Origin of the sequence: Mycobacterium sp., assembly GCF_035314905.1 — a bacterium.
Classification (GTDB): Bacteria; Actinomycetota; Actinomycetes; order Mycobacteriales; family Mycobacteriaceae; genus Mycobacterium.
Window position 1 is genome coordinate 1 of record NZ_DATFYW010000139.1, and the last position, 20,041, is coordinate 20,041.

Consider the following 20,041-nt stretch of genomic DNA (forward strand, 5'->3'; position numbering starts at 1 on the left):
AAGCGCACCCGGTGAGCGGCCGCGATCGTCCGCATCTGCAACCACACACGGTTCGCCAACTGCTCGTAGGCGTCCTCCTGCTCGCAGGCATCGAAAGCGGTGAAGCCGCCGCGCGTGTGGACCTGGAAAGCGTCGCTGTGAATGGTGGCGCCGTCTGCCCGAAGCCCTTCAACAAGGACGAACCCGACAGTGGTCCGCGTGGTCGCACATCCGAGCACGGCCTCCACGTTGCACCCCTCGTAACCCAACCTTCGTCTCCGCCGCACACATCGCGGAGCCAATGGCCACGGTGCCGCAGCTTGCCGAGTGCTCCCGAACGGGTTGACCTGTTGACCGCTTGATGCCACGTCTGCGCTTCAGTTGGTCAATCGGAAATTGCTACAGCAAGTGTCACTCAATAGTCTCACGGGCCCGAGCCATTGGCGACGCAGACCGTGTTCGGTTCTTGCTGTCCGTGGCTTGCGCCCCCGGCGCGGCAAGCCCGCCGGCTGGAAGCAGCCCGGCGGTCGGGCACCAACGCCGCGCCCTAGTATTGACCCTTCCCCCGAGAATTGTGGGTCGTGTACGGGGGAGCCGCCGGGACCGGAACTTGCGGCGTAAACAAATTCCCCCGCGAGTTACCCCGCGAGGGAAGTAGTCGTGCGATGAGGAGCAGGTTGGTGACCCTCAACACCGTTGCGCTCGAGCTTGTGCCGCCCAACAGGGAGCGCGGTCGCGAGCAGGCGTTGGAAGAGGCGCACAAGGTGCTGCGGTTCTCCGCGGAATCGGGCATCGAAGGCCGGATCGGGCACGTGATGATTCCGGGGATGATCGCGGAGGAGGACGACCGGCCCGTTGAGATGAAACCAAAGCTCGACGTGCTGGAGTTCTGGTCGATCATCAAACCGGAGTTGCCCGGGGTGAGGGGACTGTGCACCCAGGTCACCGCTTTCATGGATGAGCCGTCCCTGCGCCGGCGGCTGACCGCCCTGGGGGCTGCCGGCATCGAGGGCATCGTTTTCGTCGGCGTGCCGCGCACCATGAACGACGGTGAGGGCTCCGGCGTCGCGCCGACCGACGCCCTGTCGATTTATCACCAGCTGGTTCCCAACCGCGGCGTGATCCTGATCCCCACCCGAGACGGCGAACCTGGCCGGTTCAATTTCAAGTGCGACCAGGGTGCGACTTTCGGCATGACCCAGCTGTTGTATTCGGACGCGATTGTGGGTTTCTTGACCGAGTTCGCCAGAAACACCGATCATCGGCCCGAGATCCTCTTGTCGTTCGGCTTCGTGCCCAAGGTCGAGAACCGGGTGGGTCTGATCAACTGGCTGATCCAGGACCCGGGAAACGCCGCCGTGGCTGACGAGCAGGCGTTGGTCAAGACGTTGGCAGACAGCGAACCTGGTCAGAAGCGTCAGCTGATGGTCGACCTGTACAAGCGGGTGATCGACGGTGTCGCCGACCTCGGGTATCCGCTGAGCATTCATCTCGAGGCGACATACGGCGTTTCCGCGGCGGCTTTCGAAACCTTCGCGGAGATGCTGGCCTACTGGTCGCCGGCAGCACCCGAACAGCGGCGCTGAGCGCCTTCGGGATGGGTGCCGCGCCCGACGACGAGCACGCCTACGATGCCGCGGTCGTGGAAGGCGACCCACACGGCTTTCGCATGCGTTCTGCAAGGATCTGCGGGGTGAGCATGGGGCGGCGGGGCCGGATCGGGGAGACGATGCGCGCCATCGGTCCCGAGCTGATTTCCGGTGCCGCCGACAACGACCCAACGAATGTCGGCACGGCCGTCGCGGTGGGCGCCGCCACCGGCTATCAACTGGCCTGGGTGGCCCTTCTTGTCGCGCCGCTGCTCGGCGTCGTGCAGACCATCGCCGCCCATGTCGGCTCGGTGGCGCGCGCCGACCTTCAGACGCTGACCCTCAAGCGCTACGGCCGTAAAGTGGCCGCCACCCTGCTGGTGTCGGTAGTCGTCGTCAACGTGGTCACGATCGCCGCCGACCTGCAGGCCGGAGCGGTCGGCATCGGGCTGTTGGCCGGCGTCGACTCGCGCTGGCTGGTGCTGCCGCTGGGACTGGTGCTCGTCGGGTTGCTGCTGATCGGCAAGTACGACGAGGTGGTGGGCCTGCTGCGCTATCTGCTGCTGGGCTTCCTGGCTTTCGCGGCCGCCGCAGTGCTGGCCCACCCGAACTGGTCCCGCCTTCTCAGAGCGACCCTTGTTCCGACCTTGTCGCTGCGCCCTGACGTGGTCGCCGGAGCGCTGGCATTGCTCGGCACAACGCTGACCAGCTACGTCTACGTGTGGGAGACCATCGAGCGAGGGGTGGAAGAACCCGCAGAGGACACGGGGGATGGCCGGGGGCCGGCGAGGGCGAGGTTCGGCGCCGCCATCGGCGCCGTTTGCACGGCGGTGATCTTCTGGTTCATGCTGGTCGCGTCGGCGGCGACGCTGGGAGAGCACCACCAGTCGGTCGCCTCAGTGCAGGATGCGGCTGAGTCGCTGCGCCCCCTGGCCGGCCCGCTGGCCGCGAACTTGTTCGCCGTCGGACTCATCACCTCCGCGGTGGTCGCGCTGCCGGTGCTGATGGCTACCACCGCCTACGTGGTCGGCGCGCACTTCGATTGGCGCCGCGGCCTGTCGGAACCCGTGCACGACGCGGGGGGCTTCTACGGCGTCCTGGCGGCATCCGTCGGCCTCGCCGTCGCGGTGAGCCTAGCGGGCATCCCCGTCATCAGCATGCTGGTCGCCGCCAGCGTGATCGGCGGACTGGCCACCCCCCTCGGGGTGGCCATCCTGGTCCTGTTGGGTCGTGACCACACGGTCATGGGCACTCAGCCGATCTCGGGACGACTGGCCATCGCCGGCTGGACGGTCGTCGCCGTCGTCGGCGGCTTCGGACTGTTGTACGCGGGGGGAGCCGCACTGGGAACGTTCTGAGCGCTGCTGTTCGCGGGCTCAGCTGACGAGTGCGGAGATCAGCGCCCTGCCCACTCGTGATTTCATGCGAGCACGGAATCCGTACCAGGCATCGCCGACGCCGCCATCGACTCCGCCGACTGCCTCGGAGTGGTTGTTGAGCTGCAAAAGTTGCTCGGCCGTGCCGTGGGCGAATCGCTCCTTGTCCTGTGGGGAAAGCCCGCATCGATCGAGGAATTCCCTGGCAGCGAAGTTGTCCTGGAAAGGGTAGTCAACGGAGAACATCAGGTTGTCCAGGCCCAACATGGCCCGGGCACAGTTGAATACGGGAAGATCGAACACTCCGCTGCTGGTGATGTACACATTCCTGCTCATGTAGTAGCCCAGGCTGTTGCGCATTGCGGTGTGCGGCGCATCGTTCTTCGACTGTGCCGCACGCAACCAGTCCGCCATTGTCAGCCCTACCTTGAGCCTGGTGAAGCAGTAGGGAATCAATTCCCCCATATGCCCGACGATGATCTTCAGATCCGGATGCCGGTCGAAGACGCCGGCGCAGATCAGCCTCAACAGGTGAGTTCCGGTTTCCACCGGCCAACCCCAGGTGGGCTCCAGAATCGAACCGTAGGGCTGGTAGTACACCTCCGACACCTCGTGCGGCGGATCGGTCGGATGGATGTAGATCGGAACCCGTAATGCTGCCGCCGTTCCGAGAAGACCGTCAAACGAGGCGTCGTCGAGATAGTGCCCGTTGGTGTGGCCGTTGATCAGCGCACCTTTGAAGCCCAGCCGGCGAACCGTGCGCTCCAACTCGCCGGCGGCGGCAGTTGGCGACTGGGTCGGCAGCATCGCGAAGCCAGCGAACCGGGCCGGGTGGGCCGCGACCGCCTCGGCAAGCCAGTCGTTGACCTCGCGGCATATGTCAATCGCCAGCTCGGCGTGAGTGTCCGGGAGGATCTGGATGCCCGGCTGAACATGCGACAGTACCTGCACGTCGATGCCCGCGGCGTCCATCAGACGGATACGGTCCCGCCCGACATCGCTCAGCCGCGCCTCGAGGACCTTGTACATCTGCTGTAGCGATTCGGGGAAGATGTCCCACACGCGTGGATGCAGGAACGCCTCCTCGAGCGCCACCACCCTCGAGACCGACTTCCTGGTCACCATGCCACTGGCCTCCGCTTGACTGTCGAATATCGATTTGGCGCCGACGGGGGGTCAAAGTCCAGCTCGAGCATGCACCGGATTCCGTGCGGTGGGAGCACTTTCGGGGATCCACCGCTGCGGGGTACGGGCTCGGCACGGTGTCGGCCGTAGTGGTGGTTGGTGACGGCGGGCGTGGGCGATACTGCGGGCATGTCGCTGGACGGGCTGGTCGAGGAGGTTGGCCGGGCTCTCGCGGGCGCGATCGGATTGTTCGGTGTGGCGCCGGTGTCGGGGGTGTGGGAGTCCACCGGCGGGCTGAGCGCCGGGCGTGACGCGGTCGCTCGGGCCGGCGGTGCGGCAGCGCAGAGCTGGCGCGGCGTGGGCGCCTCGGGCTACGTGTCCGACGGCAATGGCCTCGTGAGTGCACTGCATTCGGTTATCGAGGCCGACGCCGGTACCGGCGCGGGATTCGGCGCCAGCGCGGATGCATCCGCGCGCGGCGGTACCGGGATGGACACCGTCATCGACGACACCCGCTCGGCAGTCTCGGCGGTGGCGCCCAGCACCGACACACCGGCGGGCAAGGCGCAACTCGTCGCTCATCTGCAGCACCAGCTGCAACGCGCCAAGACGCTGCTGGTGGCCGCCGAGCGGCGCAACATCGAGCTGGCCGCGATCATCCGCGCTGCCGCGGGCGGATACCGCGCCAGCATGGCCGGCCCGGCGATGATGCCGATGGGCGCCGGCCCCGCGATTCCGGCGACGACGTCCGGCGGGGGAGTGCGCGGGATCGGGCTGCCGGACGCCGCCGGCCTCGCCGGCGCCGGCGAGGCGCGCCGCGCACTCATGCCCGACCCGCACACCGGGTACGCCCCCGCATCGGGCTCGGCGGCCCAGACTGCGGTGCGTGCCGCGCTCTCCAAGCTGGGCCGCCCCTATGCATGGGGTGCCAAAGGCCCGGACGCGTTCGACTGCTCCGGCCTGGTCGGCTGGTCGTGGGCACAAGCCGGGGTCACCCTCGCCAGGGACACCTACTCGCAGATCGAACAGGGAACGCCCGTGGTTCCCGGCGATGTGCAGGCCGGCGACATGATCTTCCCGCTGAACTCATTCGGCGAGGACGGACGACCCGGGCCCGGCCACGTCATGCTGGCCATCAGCCCCACGGAGTGCGCCGAGGCGCAACAAGCCGGGGTGCCGGTGAAGATTTCGCCGATGCCCTCGGCGTATATCGCGCGCCGGCCACTGGCCGGATAGCGCGCTAGGCCGTCGCGGCGTGCGCGACTGCCTCCCGTATCGCTTCGCGATGGTCGCGCAGCTCGCGCAGCGCGGACATGGTGTCATCGAAAGATTCCGCATACGGGACGCTGGCCGCGATCAGCGTTTCCAGGCCCAGCAGCTGCGCCTGCAACTCGCGCAAGGCTGCCGTGGCGGCCGGGTCGTCGCCGCGGTCGGTCAGGATTCGCAGGCACGTCTCCGCCACCCCGACAACACCTTTGGCGATCGCCAATGCCTGCGCGCTGCTTCCGGGCACCGGCGTCGGCGGCACGGTGGGCGAGAGGGCAGGGACCGACCCGGTCTGGGCTGGCGGGCCGCCACGGCGCAGCGCGGCCAGGGTGCCTCGCGGCCACTGCAGCGCGTCCTCGATCTTGCGAGCGTTGGCCGCGCGAGGAAAGGTGTGCCCACGCTCCAGTAGGGCGGCGGTGTTCAGGCCGACGCCGGCTTTGTCCGCCAGCTGGCGCTGGCTCAGGCCCAGGTCGAGCCTGCGCTCTGCCACGGCCTGCCCGACCCGAACCAGCGGTGAAACGCCGTTCGATGCCGCCGTCGTCACGCGCACCTCGTCCTGTGTCGGTAAAGCCGCTGCTAGTCGGCCCTGCTCGATCCGACTATAGGGGCTAACCCGACCATATCCCCACAAACGCGACCACATCGAGACCAACTCGAGCGGCCGGCACCTGTTTCGGTTGTGAACAGTCGTGTCCGAGCGCCAGTCGCATCAGCGGTTATGTCCCCGGGTCGTCCCAGTCGCGACGTTCGCAGCCGTGGGGAAACCTGTTAGAGCAGCTCGAGGGGCTGGCAGTGGTCATCGTCGCCGGCGATCACCAAAAAGTCGTCGGTAGTCGTGCATAAACGTTTACAGTCGTCTAACATCGCCTTCTATCGATAGGTGCGTGAAATGAGGTGGATGATGAGGGTTCAACCAATGCCGCTGGCCGACACCGACGGGTTGTGCAGCTTCGACGACCCGGACCTGTGGTTTCAGCACGGAACGCTCGCCGCGGCGGCCAAGCGGATCTGCGGAAACTGCCCGGTGCGGCGGGCGTGCGCGCAGGCGGCGCTGGACCTCGGGGTGACCGACGGGGTGTGGGCCGGTGTCCGGCTCCCGGGTGCGAGGTTCCCCGAGGACCTCGACCGCAAACGGGCCACGCTGCGCCGCGTGGTCGACGGCATGGCCCACGAGCCCGAAGCGCACCGGCGGCGCACGCGGGCGATCCGTGCCGCTCTGCACCACCACTACTACCTGGCACCGGCCCCAGCCGGTGCATAGCCAAGCGGCACACGCATGGCTTCGCCATGACCAAGGCACGCCTTTCCGAAGCCGACCGTCGCCGTCGCGGGTTGGCCCTGATCGTCTGGATCGCCGTGATCGCGCTGTTTGTGGTTCTGCTCTGGGTCACCGTCATGGTCGCCGCCCAGCTCTCCTCTTGGGCGTTCACCGGTCGGGCACGCGTCACGACGGCGTCAGCGCATCACCGGGCTGTCGCTATCTCCGTGGACAAGGACCGCAAATGCACGGTCGGGCCGCACGGATGAAACGGCCGGCCCGCTTCGAGCCGGCACAGCCAACCGACCTGGACCCACGGCCGGTCCAGCTTCACCCCGGTGCGCCGCTTCCCCCGCACACCAAGTGCGTCGCTCGGCCCACCAAATGGGCGCGCCCGCAGCCGAACCCGCCCGACTGGCTCTCGCACGCGGCCGCGGTCGTCGACTACGCGGTATGGATAGCCGCACGCGCTGATCTGCTGTCTGCGGCGCGCGCCGAGCTCGCCGGAGCGGATCTGGCCTGCGACTGCGCGCCGCAGATGCCATGTCACCGTGACGTTCTGCTCGACCTCGCCAACCCCCCCGCCGATCCGGGTGTCGCGGGTGGGCGCGCGGTCGGTGTGACTGTGCGCCGCCCCTGGGCATCGCTGTTACTGGTGCCGAAAGGTTTGGGCGGCAACGGGATAAAGATATCGAGCTGGTCGACCGATTATCGGGGGCCGATCTGCATCTACGCCGGAACCGGCATCGTCGAGGCGGGGGTGGCAGCTGCCTGTACGGCAGGCCTCGACGCCGAGTGGCACACCCGCCAGCAAGGGTGGTTGGGTGCGGCAGTGCTCGTCGATGTACACCGAGCGCGCCCGCACTGCTGCCGAACCGTGTGGCCGAGCCGTTCCAGTGCACCTGACCGACGCCTCTACCACTGGGTGTTCACGAGTCCTGGCCGGCTTGCCCTGCCCACGTTCGGCCGCGGCTTCATTGGACTGCGACCCGTGTCCTGGTCCGTGCTCGTACGCCGATTGCCGGCGCACATCAATGACTGAACTATCCCCGGGGGATACCACGACTGTCCCCGGGGATACCCCGCCGAACGGGTCGTCTAAGTCAGGGGTTCGCCGCCGTCGATCTTCAACGTCACGCCGGTCAGGAAGGTGTTGGTCATCGCGAACAGCGCGGCATGGGCGACGTCTTCGGGGGTTCCGATGCGCCCCGCGGGGTTGCTGTCGCCGATGTGCTCGAAGTAGGCGCGTTTTCCCTGTTCGCCCATCGTGTCCCAGGCGCCGGTGTCGATGACTCCGGGGGAGATCGTGTTGGCCCGGATCGGTGCGAGTTCGACCGCCAGCGAGCGGGTGAGGAAGTCGACTGCGCCGTTGGTGATGGCCACGCCGAGGTAGCCGACGTTGACTTTGAATGCGTTGACGCCGGAGAAGAGCACGAACGAGCCGCCGGGATTCATCCGGGGGGCGAAATGTTTGGCGAGCATGATGGGGCGGATGACTTTGGTGTCGAACGACAGCTGAAGATTCTGGCGGTTGCCCGATTACCGTCGCGGGTCTTCGGGCTTGTATCCCACTGCGGCGGCGGCGATTTGCGTGCCGAGCTTCGCACTCTGTTGCGACACCCTGTTCACCAGGGCGTGCGCTCGGCTGAGCTGGGCTTGCAGGTGCTGCACCAGCTGCGCTTTTCCGGCCGGGGTGTCGGTGCTGGGCGCGATGGCGGCGATGCCGCGGTGAGTGTCGGCGATGATGCCGTCCATGAGCCGGCGCCCTTGGCCCGCCGCCTCGGCCGCGCTGTTGGTCAGCGCGCTGATTGTGTTGTCGGCCGGGATAGCGCGCCCAAGCGTGGCGATCCGCGTGGCGGCGAGATCCCCGTGAGCCCCGCCGCTCAGGCCGTGCCAATTCTCGGCCACGGCGCCCCGTTGGGTGGCAACCGCTGCGTGGGCGGTTTCCAAACCGGGGGTGCTGGCAAACGACGCCGACTGCGGGGCGGACCCGAAGAGCGCCCGGGTGTGATGGAGCTGCTCAAGCGTCTCCTCCACGAATGCCTGCAACGACATGGCGACAGTATCGAACACGTCACGATATCGGCGCAAACGGTACGCCCGAGCCTGGTCCCGATGTGGCAAACGCAACGGTGTGAACCCGCCTGCTCCGGTCGGTTCGCCCCCTACGCCGACAGCGGTTGCCAAACGCAAGACCGCGCGGCTGACTGGTCGGATCGACTAACGTCCCGTCCGAGGTTGTCAGACCGTGTCGGGAGGGCAAGTCATGGACGCTTTCGGGTGGCTGCTAGTCGCACTTTGGGTGCTCGCGGCCATCGCCCTCGCGGGCCTCATCCTCACGATGGTCACCGGTCCGCGGACCAGCGATTCGCCGCCGCAGGTGCAAGACGCCAACGACGAGCCCGCCTGATACCGCCAAAGGCTGAAGACGCAACGGCCCACCGCACTGCGAGCAGGTCCTGCGTGCGCTGCGGGCACATCCTTGCTTCCGAAGGATGGAAGATGGAAACGCCGCACCGTCGCCGTGGGTCAGCGGCGGCGACATCCCGGTAGCGTAGTTAACTGTGAACGAGCGCGACGACCATCAGAACATGCGGCCGCCACCCAGCCCGCCGCCGCGATCGGGCTATCCCCCACCGCGTCCCGGGCCGCCACCCCCAGGCCCAGGCTACGACGACCACACCCAGGCGTTCAGGGCACGCCAAAACCCCCCGCCGCCACCGCACTGGCAGCATCCGGGGCCCCAGAATCCCCAGCGGCCGGTGGCCCCGCCGCGCCAAGCCCCGCCCAACGCTTCGCGCCAGCCGCCGCCGTGGCCGGCCCCGCCGCCAAGACCCAGCGCTGAGCAGCCGCCGGCGAACTGGAGCTACGCCGAGGGCGTCCGAACCACCGACCTGGCGCCGACCCGCAAGCTGCCACCCGGTAGGGGCTGGCGCCAATTCCTCTACCGGGCGACGTTCGGCCTCGTGAACCCGGGCCGGTCACCCGACGAACTGCGCCAGGCCGCCCTGGAGGACACGGTGCGCACCCTTCTGCGCGGCCACTACAAGATCGGAGTCCTCGGCAAGGGCGGCGTCGGCAAGACCACGGTCGCCGCCACGGTCGGGTCACTGTTCGCCGAACTGCGTCCCGAGGACCGCGTCGTCGCCATCGACGCGGACACCGCGTTCGGGCGGCTGGGCTCCCGGATCGACCCGCGCGCGACCGGATCGTACTGGGAGTTGATCCACGACGATCACCTCGAGACGTTCTCCGACGTGCGCAGCCGGGTCGGCAACAACGCCGCCGGGCTCTACGTGCTCCCCGGTGAGGCCACCGGCGCCAAGCGTCGCCGCGTCCTGGACCCGGCCACCTACCGGGAGGCCGCCACGCGGCTGGACCGCTACTTCGCCATTTCGGTTGTCGACTGCGGCTCGACGGTGGATTCGCCTGTGACCCAGGAGGTTTTGCGTGATCTCGACGCCATGATCGTGGTGTCGTCGCCCTGGATCGACGGGGCGTCCGCGGCCGGGCAGACAATGGAATGGTTGGCCGACCGCAGCATGACGGGCCTTCTACACTGCACGGTCGTGGTGCTGAACGACTCCGACGGCCACGCCGACAAACGCACCCGCAGCACGTTGGCCCAACAGTTCCGCAGCCGTGGCCACGTCGTCGTCGAGGTCCCGTTTGACTCTCACCTGCGCCCGGGCGGGGTGCTCGATACATCGACAGACCTGGCGCCCAGCACCCGCCGGCGCATGCTCGAGGTCGCCGCGTCGATCGCCGAGCGCTTCACCGCCACCACCCAGCGAGCGCGACCCTTCCGGTAGCCGAGAGCCGGCGTCGTCGATTCGTCCAAACGGTCTGTCTCGGAACGGAGGCCACCTGCTGTGATCACCGACTGGAATCAATGGTTCGGCGAGTATCTCGATACCCTTGCCGCATGCCGGAACACACACCACGGCGGCTGACAGCAGCCGCCCAACAGGACGCGTGCTCAGCCGCGGCGGTGATGCGGTACCCGCGCTCCGAAGTCCGAGCGTGGATATTGATGAGCCGGCGACGATCGCCCACGCAAATGGGGGAATCGATTGTCGAGTGCGCCGATGAGCCGTCGTACGTCGTAGTGCTCACGCTCGGCTGCGCGCAGTATGCGCCTCACCTGGCCGGCTTGCGTGAATTCCGCGTGGCTCTTATGGTCGGCCATCCGGCGGGAGTGACTGGCGATGCTGCTGGCGAGACGCTCCAGCCGCTCGTGCAACTCGCGCCAGAAGACCTCGGCCTGCCGTCGGTCGGCTACCTCAGCGGCGGTCACCGCTGTGTCGTCAGGACCAGGGAACGATGCGTTCATCGCCGCCACCGTAACCGAACCGGTCCGGCGTCGCAGCGCATCCGTCGCCGGTGTGCTGAGACCGCATGAAAGCCGTTGCCTGCGTGGTCACCGCTTGTCGTAGCTGTCGAGACCTCGGGCGAGGGTTGGTCGTCGCATGACGCCCCACCCTGAGTCGACGGGTGCCGACTGCGTTCCTCGCCCCGGCACCCAGCGTTGCGCTCGATGCCGGGCAATGTTCGCCGAGCCGCGGTTAGCGGGATAACCCCGTTCTGAGCGCGATGTCCTGCTTCTGGCCGATGTCGGTGACGAAGTCGGCTGGTGTGGGATTGCCCGGGGCGCTGTCGAATTCGAGCCTCGCGAAACCGCGACCCTCAGTGAACATCAGGATCGTCACCGTCTTCGTTGCATCGGGCGACATCCCCGACACGACAGCGCCGCCGGTGCCCACGGGTGAGGGTTGCGGATCCCCGCCCGTCACCGAGGTGCCGAGGGAGGCGCCGGCCAGCCGCAGCGCGCTTGCTGCCGCCGCCGAGTCGGGCAGGTTCACGATGCTGTCGCCGATGGCACGGGTCTGGTCGTGGTTGGTGAACAACACCTCGGCGCCTTGGGTGCCGTTCGGGTTCAGCACCGGCGGTTGGGCGGTGTAAACGTCATCGGGCGCGAGGACGTCGCGGGCTGTGATCAGCAGGCGGGTGTAGTCGACCGGCTGGCCGGACCCCGAGGTCGGGGCGGTGCTGCCCGACCCGCTGGCAGAGGATCCCGCAGGGGACGAGGTGGCCGATGCCGGGAACGGGCTCGTGACGGGGGAGGAGTCTTTGTCGCAAGCGGCCACCCCGACGGCGAGGACCGTGGCGCTGACCGCCATGATGGCCGCGGTGCCATTGACGGCTGTCACGGGTGTTCCTCGAATCTCCTGCCCCTCTCCCCGGATGTGATCGCCCATTGTGTCAGCCCGCCGAAGCGACACCATGTCGGGGCTGAACGCGCGTCACACCAGCCCGCCGCTTTCACGCCACAATGGCCGACCGGACGCGGTACGGTACGAGCTTTCGGCAGCTCCTGGCGCACCCGGCGGGGACACATGACGACGAATGGCGAATGGCCAGCGGGGGGCGCCTGGTGGCACGAGTTCTGGCGCAGCCCCGCCGGAGAGTGGATCCTGACCCGGGGGCTGCGGATCGCGCTGGTGGTGATCGGTTCTTTGCTAATCGCGCGTTTCATCAATTGGGCCGCGCAGAAAGCCACCGCACGGCTCGACGAGAGATTCACCGAAAGCGACGCGATGGTGCGCTCCGAGGCCACCAAGCATCGGCAGGCCGTGGCGTCGGTTATCTCGTGGGGGTCGATCGCGTTGCTCTACGCGCTGGTGGCTGCGGAGGTCGTCAGCCTGCTGGGCGTTCCGGCCGGATCGCTGGTCGCCCCGGCCGCGGTGCTGGGCGCCGCGTTCGGCTTCGGCGCACAGCGCCTGGTGCAAGACTTGCTCAGTGGGTTTTTCATCATCGCTGAAAAGCAGTACGGTTTCGGGGATTTGGTTGAGCTGGCTGTCAATGGGTCCGCGAAGGACGCCCGAGGCACGGTCGAGGATGTCACACTACGGGTGACCAAGCTGCGCTCCAGTGACGGCGGCCTGTTCACGATCCCCAACGGGGAAATCGTCAAATCGATCAACCTGTCGAAAGACTGGGCGCGTGCCGTGGTGGAGATCCCGATCCCGGTGGGCGAAGACCTCAACCGCGTGAACGACGTGCTGCACGCGGTGGCCGGCACGGCCATGCGGGATGATCAGCTGCGCGAGCTTCTGCTCGATGAACCAGCGCTGATGGGTGTGGACAGCATCGAGCCGGACAACATCATCACGCGCATGGTCGCCCGCACCCTGCCCGGGAAGCAGTTCGAGGTCGGCCGGCGGCTGCGGGCGATGATCGTGGCCGCCCTGAGCAGAGCCGGAATCGTCAGCCCGGGCGACGCGGGGCCCTCGGTGGGCGCCTTGGTCCACCCGACCACCGCGGGCGGTGCCGAAGAACAGACCCAGGGCCCGGCCAAGTAGCGTCGATAGCGACAAGGAACGAGCAGCATGAGACCGATGACGCTTGACGCGGAAACCATCACCAGCGCGGTTACGCTGGCCTGCCGCGCCCCGTCCCTGTACAACTGCCAACCGTGGCGGTGGGTGGCCGAGGGCGGGGTGATCGAACTTTTCGCCGATCACAGCCGCATCCCCCACGCCACCGACACCTCGGGACGTGAAGTCATCCTCAGCTGCGGCGCCGCGCTGAACCACTTGTGCGTGGCGATGGCCGCGCGCGGTTGGGACGGCACGATCGAGCGGTTCCCCAACCCCAACAATCCCGACCACCTCGCGAGCGTTGATTTTTCTGCGTTGTCGTTCGTGACCGACGCCCACCGACACCGCGCGGAAGCGATCCTGCGCCGGCGCACCGACCGGCTGCCCATGGCGGCGCCCGCCGACTGGGAATCGTTTGAAACATCGCTGCGCAGCACGTTCAGCCCCGAGGATGCGATCCTCACGGTGCTGCCGCAGGATGCTCGCCCCAGGCTGGCCGAAGCGTCGCAGCTCACCGAAGCCCTGCGCCGCTACGACTCCTCCTATCACGCCGAACTAGCCTGGTGGACGAGCGGTTTGGAGCAAGACGAAGGTATGCCGCCGGGATCGCTGCCGACGCCGGATGAGAACCGACTCGTGGGTGTGGACCGCGAGTTTCCCGCGACCGGCCGGGGTGAGCAGCGCAGTTCCGTCGGCGCAGACCACGCCAGGATCGTTGTTCTGTCCACAACCGACGACACCGCCGACGAGGTGCTCGGGTGTGGTGAAGTGCTCTCGACGGTGCTGCTCGAATGCGTCATGGCCGACCTGGTGACCTGCCCGCTGTCGCACATGATCGAATTGGTCGCCAGCCGCGACATCGTCGCCGACCTGATTGCTCGGACCGGTCTGCCGCAGCTGTTGGTCAGAGTCGGCCGGGTACCCAACGGTGAGGCGATACGTGCTGTCACGCCGCGCCGTCCCATCACGGAGGTGCTGGAGTTCCGCGGTTAGGTCTCTTACGCGGGCGTTCGATCAGGGGAATCAAAAAGGGAAGTATCGGAGATGCCAGAGCGGATACGAGACATCCGAGAATTGGCCGACGACAGCGATGCCTACCGGGACGAGCTGTACAGGCGCTGGACGGGCCTGCTGAGTTACCGCTACATCGGCCGCAACCACTCCTCCATGAACCTTGGCCCGGAGGACAATACGGTGCGTATCCGTCGCGACATGCGCAACGACGCCGGCGGCATCATGGTCGCGCCGCTGGCGATCGCGGCGCCGGAAGGCTGCCAGGCCGACCTGGTGGCCGTGCCCAACCCGGTGATCGCCTCGGTGCAGGTCCTCGATCCCGGATTCGATGTGAAGACGGTCGCGGTGGTCGGTTCCGGCAACGTTCACCAAGGCACGACGATGGGCTACGGGCGCAGCCTGATCGTCGACGCGGACAATCCCGACCGGGTGATCGCCTTCAACCAGGGGCAAGGTGCGGTCATCGGTACACCGCCGGAAGGCATGGAAAAGATGGATGTGGCCGGCACGGAGCTGGTGATTGAGGACTCCCCGGATCTGCCGCCGCTGTGGCAGGCGTTCGGCGCGTCAAAGCGCGACGACGGGCACTGGGTGCTGCCCGAGCTGGCGCTCGAGCTGGCATCGCCGGACGCCGCCCTGCACATCGGGCCCCAGCACGTTGTGCTGGAGACCGCCGCGACCGATCTGGCCGCAACGCTCGCGGCTACCACAAAGCTGCAAGTTCAGAGCTGGCACGTGATGTTCATGGCGCGCGGCAAGGTCGGGCCGTTCCGCGTCGAGGGGACCGCTCACCGCGGCGCCTCGCGGCGGATCGGGGTGCGCATGCTGATCCACGACGAGGGCAACGGTGACCGCGCAATCACCTCGGCTTCAGCTGTTTTCGACGTGGTCCAATAGTCAGGACAACAGGTCCGGTTGCCGACCCCAGCCGAACTTCAAGAATCGCTTGACTCGCGTTCGTCGGGATCGGCGATGGTGAGGACCGCGTCGACGATGTGCGGATCGGACTCCAGCTCACGTTCGAGGCGCCGGAGCTTCTTCGCCACACGGGATTCCGGGTCGTCACCCGCCAAGTCGACGCTGGCCACCAGGAAGAGCAGCCTTGGTCCCACGTAGATAAGGCGGACGAACCGCACCGCGGCGACGTCGGGTAACGCCTTGATCCGCGCCACGATCGCCTCACGCAGCTCATCTGAGCCCGGCTCGCCCGTGATGAAGCGCCGATTGCGGTCAATGAGCACCACCGCGATCACGCCGAGCAAGATGCCGATCAGGATCGACCCGAGAGAGTCCCACAGCGCATTGCCGGTGAGCTGGTGCAGCGCGATGCCGCCAAAAGCCAGCGCGATGCCTATCAGCGCGCCGCTGTCCTCGGCGAACACCGCGCGCACCGTGGGATCCGAGGTCGCCAGCACATGCTCCAGGAGGTCGCGGTGAGCGGCATTGGCTTCGTCGCGGAGCTGGCGGACCGCCTGGCGGAGCGAGATCGCCTCCATGAACAATGCGATGCCCAACACCAGGTACGCCACGCGATAGTCACCACGGCTCGTGTCCTCGTGCACGATGTCGGTCACCCCGTGCCACACGGACACCACCGCACCCACCACGAACAGACCGACCGCGGCCAGCAACGACCAGACATAGGCCTCGCGGCCATGCCCGAGCGGGTGGCGGGCATCGGGGGGTCGCCTGCTCCGCCGATCGGCGATCAGCAAGAACACCTCGTTTCCGGTGTCGGCCCAGGAATGCGCGGCCTCGGCAATCATCGATGCGGAGCCGGAGACCACAGCCGCCACCGTCTTCGCGACCGCCACGGCCGCATTTGCGCCCAGTGCCACCAATACCGTGCGGGTGCTTTCGGACGCATCGCCGTGGGCGCCGGCGCCGCGAAGACCGCGCTTTCGTCTCACAGCCATCGACGCTGGTTTGCCGGGATCGCCGATTCAGTTCACCACGCGACCGGTAGTTCGACGAGTCCGTCGGCCATCGCATCGCTCTCGATGGCCAGCTGTGCGGGGTCAACGGTCAGCCGCATTGACGCAAAGCGGGGAATGAGTTGCGAAAAAGCCGCATTGAGTTCCATCCGCGCCAGAGCCGCGCCGACACAGTAGTGAGATCCGTATCCGAAGGTCAGATGGGTGCCCCCCGCACGGCCGACGTCGATTCGATCAGGGTCGGCGAAGGCCGACGGGTCGTGGTTGGCTGCGCCGGCGTCGAGCAGCACCAAGTCTCCCGCGCGCATGGTGATTCCGTCGATGTCAAAGTCGTCACGGACATAACGGGGGATGCCGACGCCACCTCCGAACCCGGCCCGCAGCAACTCCTCGACGGCTTTGGGAATCAGCGCGGGGTTTTCGCGAAGTGCGTGCCATTGATCGGGGCTTGTCAACAGCTGCAATGCGGTCAGCCAGATCTGGAAGACCGTGGTTTCGTATCCGGCGAACAACAGTTGCATCGACAGGGTGGCGACCTCGACGTCAGTGAGGTCGTCGCTTGCGCACAGCCGTGAGATCACGTCATCGTCGGGATGTGCACGCTTGCGCTCGACCAAGCTCGTGCCGTAGTCGAGCAGCTCGATCATCGCGCGTTCGGAGACTGCGCGATCGGCCGCGAAAGCGGCGTCGTCAGCCCACGAGCGGAAGCAGCCACGATCGGAGTAGGGCACTCCGAGCAGCTCGCAGATCACCAGAATGGGCAGTGGCAGCGCCAGTTTCGCGTGCAGGTCCGCCGGCGGCCCGGCGTGCGCCAGCTCGTCGAGCAACCCAGCGGTGAGCGCTTCCACCCGGGGCAGCAGTGACCGCAGATGTTTGGGGGAGAAGTGCGGCTGCAGCAACGCACGCATACGCGAGTGGTCGGCCGGTTCGGTCTCGAAGTTGCCGATCGGACCGCCGATCAGCGCCGCTACCCGGCTGCGCGCAGCGGTATCGGGCGTGCGATGCGACCGGCCGAGGCGATCCCCGTCCAGCAGTTTCCGCACCTGGGCGTAGCCGGTTACCAGCCAGGCTTCGTCGCCGACCGCCGTGCGAACCCGGTGGATCGGTCCCCGCGCCTGCAATGCGCGCAGCTCCGGTGCGGCCTCGAGCGGATGTTCCTGCCGGAAGGGCAATTGGGCTGATGCGGTCACCACATCTCTCCACATCGACGGCGGGCCTGCTCGCTTCAGCCGAGACTAGTACCGCGGCCGCGGTCGCTCGTCCTATTTCGCGGAGATCAGGTGCCCGGCCGACGGGAGCCTCAATCGGTGGAGCCGCGCGCCCAGCCGCTGGTCACCGGGTGTGATCTCATCGCCGCCTGCGCCGCCAGCATCCCTGTCATCATGGCTCCGGTGAAGCCGCCGGAGCCGCCAAAGCTCGACGCGAGCCACAACCCCGGGACCGTTGTTGCGACGCCCCCCGCGCCGAGTGTTGGCTTGCCCGTGGGCGTCTCAGGCGCAAAGCCGTAGATCGCTCCGCCGGGCGTGTTGAGGTAGCGACGCATCGTCGCGGCGGTAGCCATTTCCTGCTGCACGACCGCCCCGGCGAAACCCGGAAAGAAGCGGTCGATCCCGGCCACGATTGCCTCCAGCCACCCGTCGCGCTTGGTGCGGTAAGCCGCGTCGTCCAACCCATCCCAGTTCGCGACCCGATCGACGCCGACGACCGAGACAAGGTGAGGGCCGTCGGGATTGAGCCCGCTATCGACGGCGGTGTAGTCGACGACGGCCAGCGCGGGCATGCGGGCCCCGGCGGGATCGGCGAGGAGCCCGGCGCAGCGCGCGTAGTCCGACAGGGAATCGACCCAGTCCGGTATCAGCATGGTGGAGTACTCGGCCAGACCCAGCTCACGGGGCGGCCGGTTCAGCCCCAGCGCGATCGAAAACAGCGAGGTCGACGGGTGCCGCCCGGTGTAGCGGGCCGCGAACGGCGACCGCGCCTGCGCCGGCAGCGCATCGGCGAGCACGTTCGGTGCGGCGTTACCGAAGAGCACCGGCGCGTGTTCGACGACCCGGTCGCCGCCGTCGGCCGCGGTGTGGGCAACGCCGGCGGCCCGGCCGTGGCTGTCGAGGATGATCTCCGTTACGGTGCGGCCCGCGCGCGCCGCGCCGCCTTCGGCCTCCACCACCCCGACGAGGCTGCGACTGAGCGCACCCGAGCCGCCTCGGATATAGGTGCCGCCGCTGCCAAGGTAGCCGCCTTGTGCGACCGCGTAGAACAACCACCACAACCGGTCGGGATCATCGGCGTAGTAGCCGATGTTGGCGGCAAGCGCGAGCTTCGGGCCCTCGTCGTCGCCGAACAGCTGGTCGAAGGCTTCCGAGAGGCTCAGCCGCAGGTCGCGCAGCAGCGGCCAGAGCTTGAGCGGAAGCACGGGAGCGTGAACGAACCACCACAGGTTGTCGTGTTGCTCGCCGACCACCGAGACGGCCTCGCGCACGGCCCGCAGCCGTTCGAAGAATCGGCTGAACGCTGAATGTTGCTGCGGGAAGCGGGCAGCCAGCGCCGCCTCGGCGGCGTCAAAACCGTGCGGTAGGACGAACGGCGGATCGAACAACCTGCCGCGCACCTCGTAGAAAGCGCCGACCGGTACGAACTCAAGGTCGTCGAGGATGCCGAGCGCCCGCAAGATGCGAGTCTTGGGATCGAGTGGATCGCTCGGGTCGGCGGTTTCGTGCAGCGAGGCTTCGACGGTCAGCGGCCCGTGCCGGTAGGTCGTGGCCGCCCCGCCGAATTCAGCATTGCGCTCGAGGACCAGCACCCGGTGTCCGGCCCTGGCGTACAGCGCCGCGGCGGTCAGGCCGCCCAGCCCCGAGCCGATCGTGATCGCATCGTATGCATCAGTCACGGCGTATGCCCCGTCAACATCATCGCCGCCGGATCAACATTCCCTGCCCTCCAGCTGGGTCAGCTCCCAGTCGAACCATGCACTGCGTAACGGATCTGTTTCTTGAGGTGGTCCGCCTCCGGCCTGAGGCTCAACCGGCTGACGATCTGCTCCGCCACGTGACGAGGATGATCCGACAGCCTCTCGGCTCCGCAACTACAGGACACCTCGCCGTTGTCGCCGTGGTCGCTTGCGTTGTGTTCGACGATGACTCGGCGGACCCGGTCGGTCAGGGGTGGTGCGTCATCGTCGACGGCCATCATCTTGTTCTCGATTCAGAGTCTGGGAGTCCGGATCACGGTCGTTGGGCACCGTGTGCTCATCATTTCGTCCCCGTATGTGTAGGTATAGAGGCCAAGGTCACCAAACGACAGCCCGTGGCGGGTGGGCACGTCGCGCCGACCCGGGGCGGGGCACGGCCAGCGGGTCAGATCAGGTAGTCGAGAGTGGTCATCATGCCGACTTCCTGGTGATAGGTGTTGTGGCAGTAAATCATCCAGAAGCCCGGGTTGTCGGCGACGACGATGACATCGACATTCTTTCTGGGCAGGACGATGACGGTGTCTTTACGCGGGCCGCGGCTGCCGTCGGGTCTGATCACTTGAAAGGTGTGGCCGTGCACCCTCTCGGGTGGCGTAGTCGCACGGCGCCGATGATTTCTTGGGGTCGGTCGAGTCAACATAGGTAGACAGCTCCGAGACAACGAACAGGGGGCGCGCCTAGTGCGTGTGAATCACTTGCTGGCCGTAGTCCAGTATCTACATCGAAGCGGCGGCGCGGTGGTACGAACGGTTCTTGGGCGGCCCGCCCACCAATCATCCGATGCCGTCGCTGTTTGAATGGCAAACCACGAGCACTGGGTGGGTGCAGGTCTTCGCCGACGGCCAGCGAGCGGGGCACACCGCAATGAACCTCGCCGTCGACGACCTGGAGGCTGCGGTCAACGAGCTCATCGGTCGCGGACTGGCTCCGGGCGAGACCAGACCGCGAACAAAGGCGTGCAGCTCTCAGCGTTGACCGACCTGGATGGCAACACGATCACGTTGATCGGCTGCTTTCGCGAGGTCTACCAGCAGAAGGCCGGTTTTGTCGGGATATCAGCCGGCTCTCGAGGTTTCACTGTCCCCTGAGCGTGGTACCCGACCCCAGGTTGGGCCCGTCATGTGGGTCGTGACTGAGACAAACCGAATGGGA

20 protein-coding genes and 3 pseudogenes are annotated in these 20,041 nt (G+C 67.2%); 12 read left to right on the top strand and 11 right to left on the bottom strand.

Annotation, left to right across the window (positions count from 1 at the left end; all coding sequences use genetic code 11):
* Window positions 1-248 (bottom strand): annotated as a pseudogene (locus tag VKG81_RS11775) (hypothetical protein); the annotation flags it as partial.
* A 411-nt stretch (window positions 249-659) separates the two neighbouring features.
* On the opposite strand from VKG81_RS11775, the gene VKG81_RS11780 reads away from it, so the two are divergent.
* Both VKG81_RS11780 and VKG81_RS11785 read left to right on the top strand, forming a co-directional pair.
* The gene (locus VKG81_RS11780; RefSeq protein ID WP_324396095.1) at window positions 660-1,565 is read left to right on the top strand and encodes a mycobacterial-type methylenetetrahydrofolate reductase; all 906 of its coding nucleotides are present in this window, start codon (window positions 660-662) and stop codon (window positions 1,563-1,565) included.
* Window positions 1,566-1,678: 113 nt separating this feature from the next.
* Window positions 1,679-2,926 (top strand): NRAMP family divalent metal transporter, encoded by a 1,248-nt coding sequence (locus VKG81_RS11785; protein WP_324396127.1) that lies wholly within the window; start codon window positions 1,679-1,681, stop codon window positions 2,924-2,926.
* Window positions 2,927-2,944: 18 nt separating this feature from the next.
* On the opposite strand, the gene VKG81_RS11790 is transcribed toward VKG81_RS11785, so the two are convergent.
* Window positions 2,945-4,069, bottom strand: a complete 1,125-nt coding sequence (locus VKG81_RS11790) for an amidohydrolase family protein (protein WP_324396096.1) — start codon at window positions 4,067-4,069, stop codon at window positions 2,945-2,947.
* A gap of 189 nt (window positions 4,070-4,258) precedes the next feature.
* Here VKG81_RS11790 and VKG81_RS11795 point away from each other — a divergent pair, with 189 nt between their 5' ends.
* The gene (locus VKG81_RS11795) at window positions 4,259-5,305 is read left to right on the top strand and encodes a C40 family peptidase (RefSeq protein ID WP_324396097.1); all 1,047 of its coding nucleotides are present in this window, start codon (window positions 4,259-4,261) and stop codon (window positions 5,303-5,305) included.
* A gap of 4 nt (window positions 5,306-5,309) precedes the next feature.
* Here VKG81_RS11795 and VKG81_RS11800 read toward each other — a convergent pair whose 3' ends face one another.
* A complete protein-coding gene (locus VKG81_RS11800) occupies window positions 5,310-5,879 on the bottom strand; it encodes a helix-turn-helix transcriptional regulator (protein WP_324396098.1) in 570 nt (189 codons plus the stop codon).
* Between the two features lie 357 nt (window positions 5,880-6,236).
* Between VKG81_RS11800 and VKG81_RS11805 the strand changes: the two genes are divergently transcribed.
* Genes VKG81_RS11805 through VKG81_RS11815 form a run of 3 tightly spaced genes read left to right on the top strand, consistent with a single transcriptional unit; the run spans window position 6,237 to window position 7,635 of the window.
* Window positions 6,237-6,596, top strand: a complete 360-nt coding sequence (locus VKG81_RS11805; RefSeq protein ID WP_324396100.1) for a WhiB family transcriptional regulator — start codon at window positions 6,237-6,239, stop codon at window positions 6,594-6,596.
* Between the two features lie 26 nt (window positions 6,597-6,622).
* Complete coding sequence (locus VKG81_RS11810; RefSeq protein ID WP_324396102.1) at window positions 6,623-6,862, top strand: hypothetical protein; 240 nt, start codon at window positions 6,623-6,625, stop codon at window positions 6,860-6,862.
* On the top strand, window positions 6,859-7,635 hold the full coding sequence (locus VKG81_RS11815; RefSeq protein ID WP_324396104.1) for a DUF4326 domain-containing protein: 777 nt from the start codon (window positions 6,859-6,861) through the stop codon (window positions 7,633-7,635). Before VKG81_RS11810 ends, VKG81_RS11815 begins: the two co-directional genes overlap by 4 nt.
* Before the next feature lie 56 nt (window positions 7,636-7,691).
* Here VKG81_RS11815 and VKG81_RS11820 read toward each other — a convergent pair.
* Together VKG81_RS11820 and VKG81_RS11825 are read right to left on the bottom strand one after the other, a co-directional pair.
* Window positions 7,692-8,111: pseudogene (locus VKG81_RS11820) on the bottom strand (SDR family oxidoreductase); the annotation flags it as partial.
* A 21-nt stretch (window positions 8,112-8,132) separates the two neighbouring features.
* Window positions 8,133-8,648: a DUF4226 domain-containing protein gene (locus VKG81_RS11825; RefSeq protein WP_324396105.1), complete on the bottom strand. Its 516-nt coding sequence runs from the start codon at window positions 8,646-8,648 to the stop codon at window positions 8,133-8,135.
* 211 nt (window positions 8,649-8,859) lie between these two features.
* On the opposite strand from VKG81_RS11825, the gene VKG81_RS11830 reads away from it, so the two are divergent.
* Complete coding sequence (locus VKG81_RS11830; protein ID WP_324396107.1) at window positions 8,860-9,003, top strand: hypothetical protein; 144 nt, start codon at window positions 8,860-8,862, stop codon at window positions 9,001-9,003.
* 154 nt (window positions 9,004-9,157) lie between these two features.
* Window positions 9,158-10,405 (top strand): MinD/ParA family ATP-binding protein, encoded by a 1,248-nt coding sequence (locus VKG81_RS11835; RefSeq protein WP_414685247.1) that lies wholly within the window; start codon window positions 9,158-9,160, stop codon window positions 10,403-10,405.
* Window positions 10,406-10,572: 167 nt separating this feature from the next.
* Here VKG81_RS11835 and VKG81_RS11840 read toward each other — a convergent pair whose 3' ends face one another.
* Both VKG81_RS11840 and VKG81_RS11845 read right to left on the bottom strand, forming a co-directional pair.
* Window positions 10,573-10,926: a hypothetical protein gene (locus VKG81_RS11840; RefSeq protein ID WP_324396109.1), complete on the bottom strand. Its 354-nt coding sequence runs from the start codon at window positions 10,924-10,926 to the stop codon at window positions 10,573-10,575.
* 232 nt (window positions 10,927-11,158) lie between these two features.
* The gene (locus VKG81_RS11845; RefSeq protein ID WP_324396111.1) at window positions 11,159-11,803 is read right to left on the bottom strand and encodes a hypothetical protein; all 645 of its coding nucleotides are present in this window, start codon (window positions 11,801-11,803) and stop codon (window positions 11,159-11,161) included.
* Between the two features lie 186 nt (window positions 11,804-11,989).
* Between VKG81_RS11845 and VKG81_RS11850 the strand changes: the two genes are divergently transcribed.
* The 3 genes from VKG81_RS11850 to VKG81_RS11860 are packed head-to-tail and all read left to right on the top strand — an operon-like array spanning window position 11,990 to window position 14,884.
* The gene (locus VKG81_RS11850) at window positions 11,990-12,955 is read left to right on the top strand and encodes a mechanosensitive ion channel family protein (RefSeq protein WP_324396113.1); all 966 of its coding nucleotides are present in this window, start codon (window positions 11,990-11,992) and stop codon (window positions 12,953-12,955) included.
* 27 nt (window positions 12,956-12,982) lie between these two features.
* Window positions 12,983-13,966: an Acg family FMN-binding oxidoreductase gene (locus tag VKG81_RS11855; protein WP_324396115.1), complete on the top strand. Its 984-nt coding sequence runs from the start codon at window positions 12,983-12,985 to the stop codon at window positions 13,964-13,966.
* A gap of 51 nt (window positions 13,967-14,017) precedes the next feature.
* Entirely contained in the window at window positions 14,018-14,884 is an 867-nt protein-coding gene (locus VKG81_RS11860) for a hypothetical protein (protein WP_324396117.1), read from the top strand.
* 38 nt (window positions 14,885-14,922) lie between these two features.
* On the opposite strand, the gene VKG81_RS11865 is transcribed toward VKG81_RS11860, so the two are convergent.
* The 4 genes and pseudogenes from VKG81_RS11865 to VKG81_RS11880 all read right to left on the bottom strand — a co-directional run.
* Window positions 14,923-15,897 (bottom strand): cation transporter, encoded by a 975-nt coding sequence (locus tag VKG81_RS11865; protein WP_324396119.1) that lies wholly within the window; start codon window positions 15,895-15,897, stop codon window positions 14,923-14,925.
* Between the two features lie 38 nt (window positions 15,898-15,935).
* Window positions 15,936-17,126 carry a cytochrome P450 gene (locus tag VKG81_RS11870; protein WP_324396121.1) on the bottom strand — a complete coding sequence of 397 codons (1,191 nt, stop codon included), beginning with the start codon at window positions 17,124-17,126 and terminating at the stop codon, window positions 15,936-15,938.
* A 95-nt stretch (window positions 17,127-17,221) separates the two neighbouring features.
* Window positions 17,222-18,808, bottom strand: a complete 1,587-nt coding sequence (locus VKG81_RS11875; protein ID WP_324396123.1) for an NAD(P)/FAD-dependent oxidoreductase — start codon at window positions 18,806-18,808, stop codon at window positions 17,222-17,224.
* 466 nt (window positions 18,809-19,274) lie between these two features.
* A pseudogene (locus VKG81_RS11880) lies at window positions 19,275-19,478 on the bottom strand (multicopper oxidase domain-containing protein); the annotation flags it as partial.
* Window positions 19,479-19,669: 191 nt separating this feature from the next.
* Here VKG81_RS11880 and VKG81_RS11885 point away from each other — a divergent pair.
* Window positions 19,670-19,864, top strand: a complete 195-nt coding sequence (locus tag VKG81_RS11885; protein ID WP_324396125.1) for a hypothetical protein — start codon at window positions 19,670-19,672, stop codon at window positions 19,862-19,864.
* Window positions 19,865-20,041 lie beyond the last annotated feature (177 nt).

Coding starts and splice junctions, on each gene's coding strand:
- VKG81_RS11785 (WP_324396127.1), top strand. CDS start 1,679: ATGGGGCGGCGGGGCCGGATCGGGGAGACGATGCGCGCCATCGGTCCC.
- VKG81_RS11790 (WP_324396096.1), bottom strand. CDS start 4,069: ATGGTGACCAGGAAGTCGGTCTCGAGGGTGGTGGCGCTCGAGGAGGCG.
- VKG81_RS11795 (WP_324396097.1), top strand. CDS start 4,259: ATGTCGCTGGACGGGCTGGTCGAGGAGGTTGGCCGGGCTCTCGCGGGC.
- VKG81_RS11805 (WP_324396100.1), top strand. CDS start 6,237: ATGAGGGTTCAACCAATGCCGCTGGCCGACACCGACGGGTTGTGCAGC.
- VKG81_RS11810 (WP_324396102.1), top strand. CDS start 6,623: ATGACCAAGGCACGCCTTTCCGAAGCCGACCGTCGCCGTCGCGGGTTG.
- VKG81_RS11815 (WP_324396104.1), top strand. CDS start 6,859: ATGAAACGGCCGGCCCGCTTCGAGCCGGCACAGCCAACCGACCTGGAC.
- VKG81_RS11825 (WP_324396105.1), bottom strand. CDS start 8,648: ATGTCGTTGCAGGCATTCGTGGAGGAGACGCTTGAGCAGCTCCATCAC.
- VKG81_RS11830 (WP_324396107.1), top strand. CDS start 8,860: ATGGACGCTTTCGGGTGGCTGCTAGTCGCACTTTGGGTGCTCGCGGCC.
- VKG81_RS11840 (WP_324396109.1), bottom strand. CDS start 10,926: ATGAACGCATCGTTCCCTGGTCCTGACGACACAGCGGTGACCGCCGCT.
- VKG81_RS11850 (WP_324396113.1), top strand. CDS start 11,990: ATGACGACGAATGGCGAATGGCCAGCGGGGGGCGCCTGGTGGCACGAG.
- VKG81_RS11855 (WP_324396115.1), top strand. CDS start 12,983: ATGAGACCGATGACGCTTGACGCGGAAACCATCACCAGCGCGGTTACG.
- VKG81_RS11860 (WP_324396117.1), top strand. CDS start 14,018: ATGCCAGAGCGGATACGAGACATCCGAGAATTGGCCGACGACAGCGAT.
- VKG81_RS11870 (WP_324396121.1), bottom strand. CDS start 17,126: ATGTGGAGAGATGTGGTGACCGCATCAGCCCAATTGCCCTTCCGGCAG.
- VKG81_RS11885 (WP_324396125.1), top strand. CDS start 19,670: ATGCCGTCGCTGTTTGAATGGCAAACCACGAGCACTGGGTGGGTGCAG.